The organism is Cognataquiflexum aquatile (genome assembly GCF_003316845.1).
Lineage (GTDB): Bacteria > Bacteroidota > Bacteroidia > Cytophagales > Cyclobacteriaceae > Cognataquiflexum > Cognataquiflexum aquatile.
On record NZ_QMIK01000003.1, the window covers coordinates 1 to 18,227 of the forward strand.

General features: G+C 38.3%; 15 protein-coding genes. 12 read left to right on the forward strand and 3 right to left on the reverse strand.

Annotated features, from left to right (window positions below; genetic code table 11):
- Window positions 1–448: 448 nt before the first annotated feature.
- The 12 genes from DQW11_RS08890 (at window position 449) to DQW11_RS08955 (ending at window position 14,964) form a co-directional block, all read left to right on the forward strand.
- Window positions 449–1,615 carry a DUF4221 family protein gene (locus tag DQW11_RS08890; protein ID WP_113924198.1) on the forward strand — a complete coding sequence of 389 codons (1,167 nt, stop codon included), beginning with the start codon at window positions 449–451 and terminating at the stop codon, window positions 1,613–1,615.
- 385 nt (window positions 1,616–2,000) lie between these two features.
- Window positions 2,001–3,572 (forward strand): cysteine peptidase family C39 domain-containing protein, encoded by a 1,572-nt coding sequence (locus DQW11_RS08895; protein WP_113923732.1) that lies wholly within the window; start codon window positions 2,001–2,003, stop codon window positions 3,570–3,572.
- A gap of 294 nt (window positions 3,573–3,866) precedes the next feature.
- Window positions 3,867–5,108, forward strand: a complete 1,242-nt coding sequence (locus DQW11_RS08905) for a DUF4221 family protein (RefSeq protein WP_232826710.1) — start codon at window positions 3,867–3,869, stop codon at window positions 5,106–5,108.
- Between the two features lie 54 nt (window positions 5,109–5,162).
- Window positions 5,163–7,370 (forward strand): peptidase domain-containing ABC transporter, encoded by a 2,208-nt coding sequence (locus DQW11_RS08910; protein WP_113923734.1) that lies wholly within the window; start codon window positions 5,163–5,165, stop codon window positions 7,368–7,370.
- A 2-nt stretch (window positions 7,371–7,372) separates the two neighbouring features.
- A complete protein-coding gene (locus DQW11_RS08915; RefSeq protein WP_113923735.1) occupies window positions 7,373–8,677 on the forward strand; it encodes an HlyD family secretion protein in 1,305 nt (434 codons plus the stop codon).
- 1 nt (window position 8,678) lies between these two features.
- Window positions 8,679–10,322: a DUF6734 family protein gene (locus tag DQW11_RS08920; protein WP_113923736.1), complete on the forward strand. Its 1,644-nt coding sequence runs from the start codon at window positions 8,679–8,681 to the stop codon at window positions 10,320–10,322.
- Window positions 10,323–10,414: 92 nt separating this feature from the next.
- Window positions 10,415–10,693, forward strand: a complete 279-nt coding sequence (locus DQW11_RS08925) for an HTH domain-containing protein (protein ID WP_113923737.1) — start codon at window positions 10,415–10,417, stop codon at window positions 10,691–10,693.
- A gap of 562 nt (window positions 10,694–11,255) precedes the next feature.
- Window positions 11,256–12,392, forward strand: coding sequence for a DUF4221 family protein (locus DQW11_RS08935; RefSeq protein ID WP_113923739.1), 1,137 nt, complete (start codon window positions 11,256–11,258; stop codon window positions 12,390–12,392).
- A 55-nt stretch (window positions 12,393–12,447) separates the two neighbouring features.
- The gene (locus DQW11_RS08940; protein ID WP_113923740.1) at window positions 12,448–12,648 is read left to right on the forward strand and encodes a cysteine peptidase family C39 domain-containing protein; all 201 of its coding nucleotides are present in this window, start codon (window positions 12,448–12,450) and stop codon (window positions 12,646–12,648) included.
- 267 nt (window positions 12,649–12,915) lie between these two features.
- The gene (locus tag DQW11_RS08945; protein WP_113923741.1) at window positions 12,916–13,155 is read left to right on the forward strand and encodes a TIGR04149 family rSAM-modified RiPP; all 240 of its coding nucleotides are present in this window, start codon (window positions 12,916–12,918) and stop codon (window positions 13,153–13,155) included.
- A gap of 295 nt (window positions 13,156–13,450) precedes the next feature.
- Entirely contained in the window at window positions 13,451–14,062 is a 612-nt protein-coding gene (locus DQW11_RS08950; RefSeq protein WP_113923742.1) for a DUF4221 family protein, read from the forward strand.
- 92 nt (window positions 14,063–14,154) lie between these two features.
- The gene (locus DQW11_RS08955) at window positions 14,155–14,964 is read left to right on the forward strand and encodes an ion transporter (protein WP_113923743.1); all 810 of its coding nucleotides are present in this window, start codon (window positions 14,155–14,157) and stop codon (window positions 14,962–14,964) included.
- A 4-nt stretch (window positions 14,965–14,968) separates the two neighbouring features.
- On the opposite strand, the gene DQW11_RS08960 is transcribed toward DQW11_RS08955, so the two are convergent.
- The 3 genes from DQW11_RS08960 to DQW11_RS08970 form a co-directional block, all read right to left on the reverse strand.
- Window positions 14,969–15,655, reverse strand: a complete 687-nt coding sequence (locus tag DQW11_RS08960; protein ID WP_113923744.1) for a potassium channel family protein — start codon at window positions 15,653–15,655, stop codon at window positions 14,969–14,971.
- 14 nt (window positions 15,656–15,669) lie between these two features.
- Entirely contained in the window at window positions 15,670–17,478 is a 1,809-nt protein-coding gene (locus tag DQW11_RS08965; RefSeq protein WP_113923745.1) for a TrkH family potassium uptake protein, read from the reverse strand.
- A 117-nt stretch (window positions 17,479–17,595) separates the two neighbouring features.
- Window positions 17,596–18,201: a lipocalin/fatty acid-binding family protein gene (locus tag DQW11_RS08970; RefSeq protein WP_113923746.1), complete on the reverse strand. Its 606-nt coding sequence runs from the start codon at window positions 18,199–18,201 to the stop codon at window positions 17,596–17,598.
- Between the last annotated feature and the right edge of the window lie 26 nt (window positions 18,202–18,227).

The following is an 18,227-nucleotide window of genomic DNA, read 5'->3' on the forward strand; positions in this document are numbered from 1 at the left end:
CTTTTTGAAGGATGAGGTTTTTGTTTTTCAAGACTTCTCCTTCGTCGAAGTGACAAGGCAAAGCTTTCATGATTCTTGACATTATACCGAATAGGTCGGTTGTTGGAACTTGGATAAAAAGTGAAATAAACTTCTCCTTGTCATATCGACCAGAGGGAGATATCTTTTGAATTCTTCGGACCCAGAACGAGTTAAACCTATATAAAAGAATATTGAACTAGGTAAATTATCCGATAATTTAACTAGTCGACTAGTAAAAATATCAGATAATTTACCTAGTCGACTAGTAAAAATATCGGATTTGACATTTGATGGAAGTTTGATTTTTTGCTTAACTCTCTTTTTTCAATCGAGAGAATTTTAATTTTTTGAGTACCCAACAACTTTTAACGTTTTGATTTTTGGATTTCATTACGAATCCATTATTTTTAGTTTTATTCCAAAATTTATGAAAAACTACCTGATACTAATTTCGATGCTTTTTCTCTTTTCCTGTGAGAACACAGTCAAAGAAGATGCCAATGATTATTCCAAAATCACCCTGACAATGGACACGGTGATGGTGGATTCAGGAGATGAAATCATCAATCTGAGAGGCGGCTTGTGGTCTAGTACAATCAATTCTGATCAATCCAAGCTTTATCAATGGGACTTTCAGGCTTTTACTTTGGACATTATCAGTCTTGATGAATTATTATTGGAGAGAAAAGTCCCATTCGAAAAAGAAGGGCCAAATGGAGTCGGAACCAATGTCAATTGGATGAGTTTGCCGGATGATAATCAAATTCTACTAGCCAACTTTGAGGGAATGGGCATCTTTGACCTTAATGGCAAAAAGTTATCGGACCTGAAGCTTGAGAAGGATAAATTTGAAGGGGACAGTCTATTAGAAGGAGAAATTTTTCAAAGCAAATCTTTTCTTATAGGAGGTGGAAGTGTGGTTTACGGATTGCTGGTAAACCCTTGGAGGAGTGCAAAATCATCCATGTCCAAAGTAGATTTTGAATCCAAAACCATCAAAAAAATGAAATTGCCAGGTGAAGAGGAATTGCCGGAATATATCGTGGAGTTAAATTCCGACCAAATGATGACGACTATTACTTCTGAAAAAACCATTCAAAAATTTGGCAACAAGCTGGTTTTATCCAGCACAGGCTATACAGATTTATATATTTTGGATTTGGAAAATGACAGTGTTTACCATGTGGATTATTCTCCTCAGCTATCGGCAAAAGCTAAGAAAGGTGGCTATCCATCAGAAGTCAAGTCAGTGGAGCATCTGAAGGAAGTCATTCAGGGCATACATGCAGAAATCAACTTTCAGCCACTGATTTGGGATGAAATAAAAAAAATATTTTATAGGTTTTCCTTCGAAACATCCCCTATGGAAAACACTGATTGGCCCTTATTCCTATCAGCCGAGGAAAAACCATTATCCAAATTGTATCTAAGTATTTTGGATGAAGATTTCAATCTTCTCGGTGAATCCGATCTAAGCCATTTAGGAAGTGTGCCTACTTATGCTTTCGTCAAAGACGGTCAAATCTGGTCTTATGTCAATGTGGAGGATGAATTGGGTTTTGTGAGGATGACCATCAATTATGAATTACCATAACCCTCCAAGGGTTCTGAACCCTTGAAGGGTTTCACCATAGGATATCTAATAGCTTATTTCCATTTATTTCGCGAAGCATATTTCCACCATCTTTCACCAGAGGTATGTTTCTATTTTTTATTTTAATCAACTGCAAAAAAAGTTTTTTATTCTGGAATCTCATATTTCACTTCCTGTTTAGTTGTTGGTGGGGGGGGGGGGTACAACGAGGAGTTTAGAAGATTGTTTGGTTTTTAGAAATCTGAACGTCCATTTTTGACTGGTAAAAAGAGTCTGGTTAGAGTTCATCTTTTGGATATATTATAAATTATATTTAGGTTTAGTTACTTGTGGTTTAAACAAGTTCTATTACAAAATCATCTTCTTTTAAAGGCAATGTTATAGTATGAAAAATTCCTACTTAGTCACAAGAAAGTTGCTTGAGCTGCTTGAAATCCCTTTTACAAGCCATTTTTTAAATGATCTTATTGATTCACACCCGGAGCAAGAGAGCCTTCTTTCCATTTCAGATACACTTACCAAATATAAAGTTGACAGCCTCGCTATTCAGATCGGGGAAGATAAGCTGGATCAGATTCCCCTGCCAAGTGTGGTCCAAATGAATGGAAACTCCTATCCTATTTTCAGTTGCGTATCTAAAGTCTCTGAAGATAAGGTGACCTGTTTGGATAGTAAGGGCAAAACTTCCGAAATTTCCCGAAAGGAATTTGTGACAAAGTGGACAGGTGTAACCCTTCTTGTAGAAAAGAAAGAAAATGCTTCCGAGCCAGGTTATGAAAAAACGAGAAAAGAACAACTGACATATCGTTCTTTAATCTTCCTACTGGGAACAGTAGGGATTTTATGGCTTATTGGCTTATTGGGAAGTGTGGAAGGAAATATAAGCCACTTGATCGGTGTGTGGTCTTTATTTTTCTTAAAATCCGCCGGCCTTCTGATCTCAGCAGTATTACTCTGGACCGAAATTGATAAGGAAAATGCTGCGATAAAAGAATTCTGCTCTGGGGGGAAAAGTGTGGACTGCAATACTGTTTTGGATTCTTTTTCACTAGGAGGATCAATCAGTCTCAGCAGTATAGCATTCGCTTATTTTTTCTCAGGGGTTTCCTTATTGATGATAAACTCATTTTCCGGATCAGCCTTGCAATTATTGAAAATCCTAAGTTTTGCAAGCTTGGTGATTGTACCCATTTCGCTATACTATCAGGGAGTGAAAATCAAAAAATGGTGTATCCTCTGTCTTTGGATTTCCGGGGTACTGATCTTGGAGTTTGTCGCAAATCAGATGCTGTTCACCAACCTTGATCCTCCGGGACTGATGGAGATGAGCGTATTTGGGTTTCTTTTCTTGGCAAGTATCCTGAGCTGGTTGAAGTTAAAGCCTTACCTACTCTCAAAAGGCGAGAAAAATAGGTATAAAAGTAAATTGGCTAAGTTTATGTCAAATAGTGAAGTTTTTGATTTTTTGGCTTCCGGTTCAAGAAAAATCACAACAAATCCTGAAGGTTTGGGAATCTTCCTGAAGGGTGAATCATCAAAGTACCATGTACTCAAAGTATGCAATCCTTATTGCGGACCCTGTGCAAAAACCCATCCCTTGTTAGAAGAACTGTATGAAGCAGGCAATGTCGACCTTCAAATTTTATTTCTTGCCGGCGGCAATGATGAAGTCAAACTGAATACTGTCAGGCACCTAATGGGAGTAGCATCCAAAGGGGATGCAACTTATACAAGGCGGGCCTTGGATGATTGGTATATCACAAAGGAAAAGAACTATTCTGTATTTGCCTCAAAGTACCCATTGAATGGGGAACTGAAAAGACAGGAAGAAATAATAAAAAAGATGGAAGTTTGGTGTGAAGCAGAGCAGATTACCCATACTCCAACGATTTTTATCAATGGTCATGAGCTTCCTGAAAGCTATGCCGTGGAGGATCTGAAATATGTCTTGGTATAAAAGTTTAAAATAATTGTATTAAAAATATTCTATCGCGATGAATGGTCACAGCTCAGGGTGACCTAAATAACCGGAGCAAGATTAGCGTTGATTACCGATAAATTTTCATTTAACAATTTAAAAAAAAATCTATGAAAAAGTTAAGTTTAGAAATGCTGAGGCTTACTTCTGATGAAGTGCTTCAAAGAAGTCAGATGAAGAAGATTACGGGAGGGTATGGGGGTTCTGGATCACCATGTAGTGTAACACGATGTTCATCTACGGTTCGATGCTGTCCTGGAGATACTTGTAGTGATGCTTCCGAAAATGGGTGGTGTAGGAAAGCCTAAACTTAATCCAATTCTTAAATTAGAAAAAGAAGCCAGGTTTTTTTGGCTTCTTTTTCTAGCTGAAACAATCTTTATGAAATATTTAAAAATTTTTGCAATACTATGGATTTCGATCTCTTGTACAAAAGGTAAACTTGAAAATGAGTATCAATCACTTAATTATTCACTTGATACTGTGAGAATTAATTCAAATGGTAAAAATCTGGATTTGACTAGGTTCCTTGCTATTTCGGATTTGGATAATGAAAGAAACTCAATTTTCTCCTATAATGAATTTGATCATTCCGTAGATGAATTGGATTTGAATACACTGTCATTTGCAAAGAAATATTCATTTGAAAAAGAAGGGCCTAATGGAACAGGTGAATACTTCTACACCTTCAATGTTATGAAAGATTGTCGATTTTTTATAATGTCTTATGAAAAGTCTTCGATCTTTGATTGCAACGGAAGCTTAAAGCAAGGTTTGGATTGGATCAATTCCAAAGATTTGGGTGGGGCCATTTATGGTGAGATTCCACGTAATCAAGTTTTTGTGGAATCAAACGAATTGAAGGTTTTTGGTCTTGGGTACGATAATATTGAAAAAGAAGTTTACCTGGATATGTTGTCAATTGAAGATGACACATTTAAAAGATTTAACCTTAATTCGAAAAAATCATATGCTGATTTAATTTTGGCGATTGAAAATACATCTATTTTTATTGACCCCGAGGTATATTTAAAATACGAAAACAACACCATAATTGTGAGTTATGAATTTTCTAATGAAATCGTATTGTTCGATCCTAAAGAGGATTTTCTGAAATTTATAGATTATAATCCAAAAAAGACTCCTAAAATCGTAAAAAGCATGAATGGGATTAACATCGCCTCTAGGGAGCAAATGCAAAAAGAATTTCAATCTTTTTTAGAGCAAGTAAAATATTACCCACCTGTATGGGATTCATTAAATAAACAATATTTGCGCCTGTCATCTACTAGAGTTTTTCATGAGATTGATAATGATCTGGCTTTAGTTCCAAAGACAAAAGAAATAAAGAATTATTTGTCTGTGTTTGATGCGGAATTTAATCTTATAAACGAATTAGAAATACCTGATTTATCTTATACCCAAGGTTTGTATTTTGCGAAAAATGGGAGCTTATGGGTATTTATAAATTTAGATGACGAAATGGGTTTTGTTAGAATTAACTTAAGTAAATAAAATGACAGGGTAAATAGTTTCGGTTTTTTCTTAAACTTACTTAGCAAACACATTTTGAAACCCACCTTCCCATTCTACAAACAACCCGATTCCAAAGACTGTGGTCCAACATGCCTGAGAATAATTGCCAAGCACTATGGCAAGCTGATTTCACTGCAAGAGATAAGGGATATTTCTGAGACGACAAGGGAAGGCAGCAGTTTGCTTAAGCTGAGTGAAGCGGCAGAAGCGATGGGATTCAGGACCATCGGTGCCAAGTTGAATTTTGAGAAGCTGAAAAATGCACCCTTGCCTTTGATCGTCCACTATGATAAAAACCACTTTGTGGTGGTCTATAGGATAAGGAAAGATGTTGTTTATATTTCCGATCCGGCATACGGCTTGATCAGCCTGTCCAAGGAAGAATTTATTGCAAGGTGGATAGGAAACAATGCTGATGAGAATTCCAAGGAAGGTATCACCCTACTGTTGGAAATCACCCCCGACTTCAAAAAACTAAAATGGGAGGACAGTAGAAAGCGGTCATTGGGTTTCCTGTTCAGGTATCTGACCAATTATAAGAACCTAATTATTCAGCTTTGCATAGGATTATTGGTAGGTAGTCTCCTGCAGTTGATTTTCCCGTTCCTGACCCAGAGTATTGTGGATGTTGGGATTCAAAATCAGGATATAGGTTTTATCTATCTGGTGCTTTTTGCACAGATTATGTTGTTTGTAGGGAGGACCAGTGTGGAAGTTCTGAGGAGCTGGATATTGCTCCACCTTACCACGAGGATCAATATTTTCCTTGTGTCAGACTTTTTTATCAAACTGATGAATCTGCCCATATCCTACTTTGATACCAGGATGACCGGTGATATCATGCAGCGCATCGGTGACCACCGGAGGATAGAAAACCTGCTTACAGGAACCACTCTGAATACCCTTTTTTCTTTTTTCAACCTTGTCGTATTTGGGGCTGTCCTTATTTACTATAGCCTGACTATCTTCCTGATATTTCTGGGAGGAAGTATAGTATATATTGTGTGGATCCTGTTTTTTATGAAGCGGCGCAGGGAATTGGATTATAAGCGTTTTGCCCAGTTGAGTCAGGAGCAAAGCACAGTGATAGAACTGATCAACGGCATGCAGGAAATCAAAATGCACAATGCCGAAAAGCAAAAACGATGGAGCTGGGAATTTGTACAGGCAAGGTTGTTCAGTGTCTCTATCCAATCCCTGACTCTGGAACAGACACAGGAGGTCGGTTCCTCTGTTATCAACGAACTGAAGAATATCCTGATCACATTCACCTCTGCTATCCTGGTTATAGAAGGAAACCTCACCCTGGGGATGATGTTGGCGCTCCAATATATCATCGGGCAACTGAACAGTCCCATAGCCGAATTGGTCGGATTTATCAGGGCTTATCAGGATGCAAGCATCAGTCTGGAGAGACTCAACGAAATCCATGATACGGAAGAAGAGGATGAGGATCAAAAGAATAACCGTTTTATCAGAAATATCAATCCTGATGAGGATCTGTCGATAAAGAACCTTTCTTTCCGGTATAAAGGCGCGGATGAAAATGTGCTCAATGGAATAAACCTTACGGTACTACCGAGAAAAATAACAGCAGTAGTCGGTGCGAGTGGAAGCGGAAAGACCACTTTGATGAAACTCTTGTTGAAATTTTATGATCCTACCACCGGCGACATCTTATATGGAAGCCATGACCTGAAATCCATTGCAGCCAAAAGCTGGCGAAACCACTGCGGGGTTGTGATGCAGGAGGGTTATGTTTTCAATGATACGATTGCTGCGAATATCGCTGTGGGGCAGGACCGCATAGACCAGGAAAGGTTACTAAAAGCTTCCCGAATAGCCAATATCCTTCACTACATCCAATCATTGCCACTTGGCTTCAACACAAAAATAGGCAATGAAGGTGTTGGCATGAGCACAGGGCAAAAACAACGTCTATTTATAGCGAGGGCGGTATATAAAGATCCTGAAATTCTCTTTTTTGATGAAGCAACATCTGCTTTGGATGCCAAAAATGAACGGCAGGTTATGGAAAACCTGAATCAATTCATGCAGGGTAAAACAGTATTCATCATTGCCCACAGACTGAGTACAGTAAAAAACGCTGATCAAATAGTGGTCATCGACCAAGGGAAAATATCAGAACAGGGGACCCACGAGCAATTGGTTTTATCAAAAGGTGTCTACTTCGATCTGGTTAAAAACCAACTGGAACTTGAAAATATTAATGTAAACTGACCATGCCGGATATATCCAACCCCACCGATAACCTGCATCTAAGGTCAGAGGAAGTCCAAGAGATCATTGCTACACCTCCTGCCTGGCTGGTCCGCTGGGGAATTACCATTGTATTTATCCTTATCTGTCTTGTTCTTTTTTTGTCATTCCTGATCAAGTATCCCGATTATGTACAGGCAAAGGTATTGGTGACAACAATGGAACCAATTGAGCGGGTTGAAGCACGGGTATCAGGTCAGATTGAAAAGTTATTTGTAGGGAATAGGCAACAAATCCAAACCGGTCAGCCATTGGCCGGATTGAAAAGCACCGCAAAATTGGATGATTTGTTGATTCTTAAGAGAACTATAGAATCCACTCCTTTTGGGAAAGACAATGATTATTTTTTTCCGATAGATTCTCTTTCAGACCTTGTTTTTGGGGAAGTTGAAATTGCCTATCTGGAATTTGAAAGGGCATACATGGAATATTGGTTGCTTCAGGAGTTGCAGCCACACAAAGGACAATTGGAAGGGAATCGGATATCACTTCTAGAAATCAATAACAGGATCAAAAGTCAGATTTCCCAAAAGGAGTTATTGGAACGAAGGCTCAGGCTTGTAGAGATTGACTATGAGCGTAACAAAGGACTACACAGAGATGGGATTATTGCTGACAAAGATTTTGAATCCAAGGAGATAGAATACCTTCAGATGCAGGAGCAGGTCAATAACATGGTCATTGCGATATCCCAAATGCAGGAAGCCCTCAGTATGGCAAACCAAACCCGGCGAACCACCGCAATTGACAAGCAAGAAGAGGAAACACGTACACTTAAAAATATGGTACAATCCTACCATAGCCTTAAACGCGCCGTGAGAGACTGGGAATATGCCTACCTGATGACATCCTCCATAGATGGCATTGTTAGCTTTCAGAGAATCTGGGGAACCAACCAACAGGTCAATTCGGGTGAACTCGTCTTTACTGTTCTTCCGGAAAACAAAACCGAATTTTTGGCTTCGATGAAAATACCTGCCCAAAATGCGGGTAAGGTTCAAGTAGGGCAGCGAGTCTTGATAAAGCTGGACAATTATCCATTTCAGCAATTCGGGGCTTTGACGGGAAAAATTACAAACATCTCTATTTCCCCTGATGATGAATTCAATTATTTGGTTTATGCAAACCTGCCACAGGGTACGATGACTTCCTACAAAAGAGAAATCCCATTTGACCAGGAGCTATTGGGAAATGCGGAAATCATCACAGATGAATTGAGTGTTGCTGAAAGGCTTTTTTTCAAGTTTAGGTCATTGATCGTGTATTGATATGAAAATTGTACAGACTTTCTGGATTGACAGTGGGAAGAATCCTTTGGAATCACCATTTGGTTGGTGCAGTGCAAAATACCATCTCATGAGCTGGGCACTGAGTAGTCTTCAGTTGACTAAATTTTATACCGAAGTAGAATTGATAACGGATTCGGAAGGAAAAGAACTTTTGGTAGACAAGCCCAAATTGCCCTATAAGAATGTCAGGGTAGAATTGGATGACTTGGATTTTGATTGCAGCCCACAACTGTGGGTAATGAAAAAAATATATTCTTATACCCTCCATGATGAACCGTTTCTAAATGTTGACGGTGATGTTTTTATTTTTAAACCTTTTCCTAAACATGTTTTATCAGGTGATTTAATTGCCCAAAATATTGAACAGGATTTTGATTATTACAAAGAGCTCGTCAAATTGGTCAATGATTCTTTTGACTTTGTCCCGATTCCCATAAAAAGAGAGATTGAAAGCCTAATACCCATTCAGGCAAGTAATGCCGGAATTTTGGGAGGAAATGATTACCGTTTTTTTTCAGCTTATTACAAGTTTGTTCTTGACTTTGTTAAAGAAAACAAGGAAAAAATCAACCAATTGACCCCTTCCCAAATGGTCAATTTTAATGCTGTTGTAGAGCAGTATATCTTTCATTGCCTAAGCAGTGATAGGAATGTGGAGGTAAATTACCTGCTAGATACTGTTTACGATCCTTCTTTTTTCGAAGCCTTTGCCAATTTTCACTATTTGCCCAATGACATTTCATTTATGCATGCTTTGGGGGACTATAAGAAAAACGGATGGGTTTGTGACCAACTGGCAAATAGGCTGAGGATCGAGTATCCTGAATATTATTATAGAATCCTCAGACTTTTTGAATCCCAAGGGAGCGATGTTGTTGAAAGCGACAATTCTGGTCTTTCAGAAAAACCTCATACAGAAGGTGCAAGTTTAAAAGAGAAATATTTGGCAAAATCTGAGGGTGAAAGGTTTTATAGAACTGAGCAAATCATAATGTCTATTTGTGAAAAGGCAGCAACCTCTGTGGATAGGAGTGTGTTCACAATTTTTCAGTATAAGGAATTTTTAGATAGGGAATTGACTAATTCAAACTTTGTTGCTTGTCTTGATGATGTTTTTGGGTTTGAAAAAGAAAAAGAAAGGTTAATCCAATCGTTGCCCTCAGATGAGATTATTTGGGATAATGAAGCTCAGTGCATTGACGGGGCAAATCTGGTATTCCAAGAAAACAATTTCCTAGAAAGTGCAGAATTAAGATTATCTCCCTTCTGTAAGACCATAGAATCAGAATGGGATTGGGCTCAGAACCATGTGTTGTATACCCGTGTCAAGGGGAATAGTTTTGAAAATAACCTCCTGCTCCAACCACATTACTACCAAACTTTATTGCTGTTTGATAAGCATCATGGAGAAATAATCGAATACCTGCTAGGACCTATCGAAGCCTATCTTTTGTCGATTCTTTCTAAAGAGGATTTCCTTCCTATTTCTCAGGTTTTAAAAGAAATGAATTCATTTTTTGAAAATACCGGGGAACATCAAATCTTGGTTTATCTGGAAGAAGCGATCAGATTTCTGGGATATAGCGGTGTATTGGTTTTACGGTTGCCTGAAAAGAATACTTGAAATAGGCTGGAGAAAACCGGTTGGAAATCAGGCTTTTTCTTTGACGATTATTCATTTCAGGAGTAATTCAATTTATGGTTTCTTAAATCAGTTTGAAAGATTATGTACTTGACATGAGTTTACTCAAATATATCGAGCGATTGGAGCAAATGGATCAGTTGATTAGGATGAAAGCAACTGGAACGTCTAAGGAATTTGCGGATAAACTTGGGATAAGCCGGAGTTTGATGATGCAGGAGTTACATGTATTAAAGGAATTGGGAGCTGAAATTGAATATGACAAAAAAAGGCAAACATATTTTTACAAGAAGAGAATGAAGCTCTTTTTTGGATTTTTGTCCAAGAGTGATGACACTCCAAAAGATTTTTAAAAAAAGAACTTAGAGTCCTGTATTTCTGGACTCTGCCAAAGTACCTTAGTTGAATTAATCCATACTGATACATCAGGTCAAGAAAGGGTTCTGGATTACATTAAAATCTAAAGAGAAACATGCCATGATTAATTATTGATTGAATTCAATTTCATGGTTATCAAACATATTCTATCGCGATGAATGGTCGGAAGCTCTAGCTGACCTTAATGTCTGGAGTTCCAAATAACTTATAAATTTTAAAGATATGAAAAAGTTAAGTTTAGAAATGCTGAGGCTCACTTCAGATGAAGTGCTTCAAAGAAGTCAGATGAAGAAGATTACGGGTGGGTATGGTAATCATAATTACAAGTGTCTCTGTACAGGAGGGAGCGTAGGACAGTGGTCTGGTGCTTATACAGGCTGGGGTCATTTAAATTCCATTCTTACCCATTGTTCAAGTGGAACAGGAAGTTGTTATTCATGTTCGGGTTCTGGTTGTTGGTGGTAAAGGAACTAAGATGTTCCTCTATTTAGGCCATATCTAGAAAAGATATGGCCTTAAAAAATAAAAAAATGAACTATGCGATATTTTACCTTTCTTATTCTAGTTTTAACAATTTCATGTTCTGACCAATTAGATGATAAAGGCTGGGGTTATTTCTCAGATTTTCATGTTACCATTGATACCTTGATTATTGAATCTGGAGATGAAATCCTTTATTTGAACGATGATATCATAGGTGCTGATCTGAGCATAGACCATAAATATCTTTATAATTTTAATCCATACGACCATACGCTTGAGAAAATTAACTTGGATGAATTGAAGTTAGAAGTGAAACTCCTTTTTGAAAAAGAAGGTCCCAATGGAACAGGGCAAATTACCGGAGGGATAGAAGTTCATGATGAAACCAAATTAGTAATTCAACGCCATTTGTTTTCTTTTGATGGCAAAAAGTTGCTTACTATTCATCCTGAAAATTTTTCATTAGGTTGGGAAAACGGTGAGATCCCAAATTCCAAACCTGTATTTGATATGGAAGTCAAAAGATTATTTCTTTTGATTCAAAAAATCGAAGACAAAAGTAATGTTTTTGGAATCCTTGATTTGAACAATTATGAGATATTTAAATTACCATTACAATCGTTTGATGAATTTAAGGATTATACCTTTACATTGTGGAGGGGGAAGAGTAGTGTAAGTATAGGGCCAAAAGGAACTTTGGATCGGTTTGGTACTAAAGTTATTATTTCCAATCAATTAACAAGTTTACTTACAGTTTATGATATAGAGTTGGACTCGCTTTATTTTAAAACCAATAACAGTCAACTAACAGCAAATAAAAAATCTAAAATCTACAAGACTGAACATGAGGCAGAGCAAAGTATTGAGGCTGAATACACAAGATTCCACCAAGAAATAAATTTTTTACCACCTTTTTGGGATAATAAAAACCAAGTCTTTTACAGGTTTTCCTATCAACAATTACCTTCTGAATCCAAAGAAGAGCAATATATAAAATCAAAAATTTATCTAGCGGTTTTGGATAAGAACTTAAAATTGATAGGGGAGGTATATTTACCTTATTTGAAAAAACCTGCGGAGACTCCATTTTCAAAACCATTCCCTAAGCATTTTGCCAAGGATGGTAAAATCTGGATTTATGAGAATATCAATGATGAGATGGGATTTGTGGTCTTATCGTTTAATAACTGAAGTTTATTGCAATTCAAGCATTTCGATTTTCTTTTTAGGTTAAAACTCAAGTGTTTTGAAAATTCTTTTCCCTTTTAAACAACCCTATTCCAAGGACTGTGGGCCAACATGCCTTCGAATCGTTGCGAAGCATTATGGAAAACTAATATCCCTGCAGGAGACCAGAGAAATTTCCGAGACGACTAGGGAAAGCAACTTGCTTAAGTTGAGCGAAGTGTCAGAAGCGATGGGATTCAGGACTATAAATACCAAGTGAAATTTTGACAAGCTATTTTAAAAAAAGATCTTAGAGTTCTGTATTTATGGACTCTGTAAAAATATCTTAGTTGAATTAAGCCATACCGATATATCAGGTCAGGAAAGGGTTCGGGATTACATTAAAATCTAAGGAGAAACACTCCATGATCCATTATTGATTGATTCAATTTCATGGTTTTCAAAATATTCTGTCGCGATGAATGGTCACATTCTCTTGGTGACCTAAATGTCAGGAGAATCAAATAACATATAAATTTTAAATTTTATGAAAAAGTTAAGTTTAGAAATGCTGAAGCTCACTTCAGAAGAAGTACTTGAAAGAAGTCAAATGAAGAAGATTACCGGGGGGTATGGGTTTAATGCTTTCCATTGTCAATGTCATGACCGCTATGGGAATACCAGTATGCCCAGTTCAGGTTATTTTCCGGATTTGAATTATGCAATTAATTATACTTTAGGAAGATGTGTAAATTCTGGTTTAGCTGCTAGTTGTTTTAGGCTATAACACTTATATTGAACATTTGGCCATATCTAAGTCTATTCTAGGTATGGCCATCATTAAATTAAAAAAAAATTAACTTTCATTTTTTAATCGTTTTTCTTTTCTGTTCCGAAAAATTTTAAACATTGGAAAAGGTAATTTTCCCATTTTTCAATTATACCTAGGTACAATAGGTATTGATCCTAGGTATGACATTTTATTCTTGAAATACTGCATTTTTTGTATGAACAGAAGCCAATAGGATTGGAAGCTATTAAATTTTTAAATGACGAAAATACTTTAAAGAAAATTTACTTTAATATGTTATTTCTTAAAGAAAAACCCACAAAACAAAACTCTGAAGAAACATGAACTTCCGGGTTTTGAAAAATTGGTGGACTATTCCGTCAAGTTCAATTCTAATGGTATGATCATGGTATCTCCTCCTGACCAAGGTATCACAGAAGTCGAGGGCAAGCTCATAATATCCAATTCGGTTTTCAATACCCTTATTGTCTATGATATCGCGAAAGATTCCCTGTACCAGGTAAACTATGAAAACAAGCTTACCAAAAGCGGCAAAACAGGCCAATATGTCACTGAAGTGGATTCCGAGAAGGATTTTTATAGAGCGATGAGCGAAATCGGTCAGGAGATCAATTTCAGGAACCCGATTTGGGACAGTAAAAACCAGAGATACTATCGGTTTTCCTACGAAACCCTTCCAAAGGCAAACATTCAGGATGAAGAGGAAAAAGAAAAAAGCAATGTCTACCTGACGATTTTGGACAAGGACTTCAAAGTCTTGGGGGAAACACTCGTCAAGGAGCTACAAAGCAGCCCCACCATACATTTTGTCAAAGACGGCAAAATCTGGATGTATGAAAATGTCGATGATGAACTTGGATTCGTGAGGATGGGGATTGATTAACCAGCAAACCTCCAAGGTTTCAAAACCCTTGGAGAGTAATTATTTATTGGAATTCTTCCTCTATCAGGCTAAATTCGGATAAACCGATCCTTATGGCAATTTTTCCTACCAAAGCCCGCTTGGCGCATATTGTTTTTGAACATGATGACAGGGCTTCCCGCAATTTTGACGTATTTATTTTGATCTTGATTTTGTCAAGTGTGACGGTGGTCATATTGGATTCGGAGCCATCGATCAACAAGAAATACCATGATATCCTACATGTGTTGGAATGGATTTTTACAGCCTTATTCACTGTAGAATATATTCTGAGGCTTTGGTTGAGCAGCAGAAAGTGGGGATACGTCACCAGTTTTTATGGAGTTGTTGACCTTTTGGCCATTATCCCCAGTTACTTGAGTTTGTTTTTGTTGAATACCCAATTTTTGGTCGTGATCCGCGGGTTGAGATTGTTGCGGGTTGTCCGGATCCTAAAACTTGGCCGCTATGTCAAGGAGGCAGAAACTTTGAAAAGTGCTTTGAGAAGCAGCAGGGCCAAAATCCAGCTTTTTGTTGGATCTGTTTTGACAATAGTATTGATAGCCGGTACAGTGATGTTTATCGTGGAAGGGCCGACAAGTGGATTTACCAGCATTCCAATGGCGATGTATTGGGCCATCGTGACTTTGACTACGGTCGGTTATGGAGATATCACACCGGTGACTGCTTTGGGCAAATTCATCTCCGCCGTCATCATGCTGTTGGGTTATGCGATAATCGCTGTGCCGACGGGGATTGTGAGCTCCGAACTGACCCAAGTCAAAAGGGACCAAGCAGATGGGAAAAAGAAAAAATGTGAGACCTGCAGTAACTGGAATGAAGTGGATGCAAACTACTGCAAAGTATGCGGGGAAAAGATGTAAATCGTCAATCCAAACTCAATACTGACCTGAGGTCTTTGATATGACCAAAAAGCAAAAGAATATCACCTTCTTCGATTTTGGTTTCACCCGATAAGACACCCTGTACTTTTTTGACTTTTGTTTTATTTCCAAAAATATTGGCTTTCTCTTCCAATTTGATGATGGTCAGGATATTGATATTGTAGTTTTGTCTGATCTGTGTTTCAGCAATGGTCGATCCCACGTATTTGGCAGGAGCAGTCACTTCAATGATATTGTAATCCTCTGAGACGTCCAAAGAGTCCAATACCCCTTTCATCTGCAGTTTTTTTGCCATCCGTTCTGCTGAATCTTCCTCCGGATGAATGATTTCATCCACCCCGATGGCACTGATGACTGTTTCGTGTACTTTGTTGATGGATCTTCCAATCAGCCTTTTCACGTTCAGTTGCTTGAACAAGGCCGTAACCATAATCGAAGCACCAAAATCTTCTCCGATGGCGACAATGACGACATCGACATCCTTGTAAGGCAGGGTTTTGAGAGCCTGCGCATCGGTAGCGTCCATCATGATGACATGGGTGATGCTGTCTTTCAATAAGTCAATCTTGGCTTCCCGGGTATCAATTCCAATCACCTCATGCCCCAGATTGGTTAGCCTGGTCGCGAGATATGCCCCAAAATTTCCTAAACCAACTACGATGTATTTCATAACAAACGGATTTATCAACTTATATAAACACTTTCCTCAGGATACTTATAATTCTGGCTTCTGGCTTTTTTGATAAATGCTACCAAAACTGTCAGCGTCCCAACCCTTCCCAAAAACATGATCAAAGTTACCACAAGTTTGCTTGCAGTGGTGAGTTTGGCAGTAATCCCCAAGCTCAAACCTACCGTTGAAAATGCCGAGAATATTTCAAATGCCACATCAAGGATGTGCAACTCCGGATTGAAAAGCATGACAAGAAAAACTCCCAATCCGATGACAAGGAAGGAAAGCTGGATCACTGCAAAGGCTTTTCTGATCGTCTCACCACTGATCTCACGGCTGAAAACTTCCACTTTGGTCTTTCCTTTTGCCACACTCAAGGTATTGAGGACTGCTACGGCAAAGGTACTTGTTTTGAGCCCGCCACCGGTCGAACCCGGAGATGCTCCGATCCACATCAATATCAGGTAAATCAAGACCGTCGGAACTGCCATAGCTGTCATGTCCACGGTATTGAATCCTGCGGTCCGGGGGGTGACTGATCCAAAAAATGCGGTTACAAATTTCCCATATCCCGACAAGCCTTTGAGGGTATATTCAGACTCGAAATGGTAGTAGGAAAAAAATCCAACGACCAACAAAATAAAGGTTGTATAGACGATGAGCTTGATATTTATATTGACCACACGTGGCACATGTTTGTATTCCGCACCTTTGAAAATCATTTTTTTCGTTCCTATAAATACATGCCTGAGGTAATTAAAATACCCTACGACTACAGGAAAGCCTATCCCTCCGATGATGATCGTCATGGCGATGATGAGGTGCACATTGTATTCGAGCCTGAATCCGGATTCATACAGTCCATTTTGGAGCGTAGAAAACCCGGCATTACAGAATCCCGATATGGAATGAAAAACTGAAAAGAACAACCTGTCCCCCACCCCTTGAAACAAGCCTTTTTCTATCAAGGAATATATCAACATCGCGGCTATTCCTTCTACCACTAGGGTAAATACGATGATTTTGACGAGGGTGGAATTGATCCTGCCGATGTTATCTTCATTGATGAAGTCTTTGAGAAAAAGCTGGTTCTGAAGAGAATAGCCTCCCTTGAAGAAAAACCCAAAAAAGCTCGTAAATGTCATCATTCCCAATCCGCCCACCTGGAAGAGAATCATGATGATAAATTGCCCCATAAAGGTGAAATCCTTGGAAGTATCCAAAACAATCAGGCCTGTCACACATACCGCCGAAGTGGAGGTGAAAAGCGCATCTACAAGTGAAATCCCGTTTGTCGTTGCATTTGGAAGCATCAACATCCCGGTGCCAATCACAATAACCAATAAGAAACTCAGGATAAATACAACTGCCGGATGGATTTTAAGCTTATTGATAGCCAGACTCCACCTGCTCAGCTCGATCAGAAAAAGGATGAATATCAGCAAATTGACCAAAAATGACTTAATCTGTAGATTGGCGATTCTATAGTTTTGGTCTATCTGAAAACCTATCAGGTTGAAAACCGCTGCGACGAGAAGAAAGAGAATAATCAAGATCTCAATGACCAACCTTGAAGTCCGGTATTTTTCAGATTTCGAAAAAAGCCTTATGGTATAGCCTACAGAAAGTGCAATCAACAAGATATTATAAAAAACCGCCAGTTTCCCGCTTTGGACGACTTTGCTAAAACCGATATCGTAGACCAAAATCCCAAAAGCCAAGAAACTCAAAATCTGTAATATCCGGTCATTCCAATAAAATCCCTTTTTGGTAAGGTTGATTTTTTGGTCAGGACTTTGAAAAAAAGGCAATTCAGGCATAGGTTTGATAAGTCACGAAATGTAGAAAAAATTTGGGGAACACGTAGAGAAATCGCGGGATTTATGCAATCTGAGGTATTCATTGCACCGGAGAAGTATTGAATTGCTTTTTTCCCATCAATCCTCCAATGCCAAAAAGATCATTTTCTTATGGGTCCTGTCTGTATAGATATAGAGCTTATTCTTGTCAATTTCGTACCGGATGGCATTTTGCAAACCGGCAAAATATTCTTCATCAGCAGCCTCTTCTTCCAACGTAGTGAAGTCTAATTTGTCTACGTAGATTTTCTCAGTAATGCTAAAGGAAATCAGAGGTTCGTTTGATACATTATAGCAACCTGATATTTTGGTTTTGAAACCTGTGGTCTCAAATGTCGGGAAGTCATTACAAGCTGGATTTTCCCCGGAAAATTTAGAGGGTTTTATCTCAAGAATGATTTTATAGACATTTTCCTTGTCCTCTCCGTCAAAGAAGAACTTAGCCCAACGTGCCGTGCAGGTCAATCCATCCAAAGAATTGTATCGTGTGTCAAAAAACCCGGCAAATTCCCATTTTCCTTCTATTTCAAAAGTTCCTTGTTTGTCGCTTAGATCAAATTCGCAGACATTGAATCTTTCAGGTTTTGGGATTTCGGTGATGATTTCTTCTGGAATAACTGGATCATTGTCCCTGATACAGGAAAAAAGCAAAAATGATAGCAATAAAAGTGATAACCGACCCATAGCTTTATTACCAAATATAGAAACTA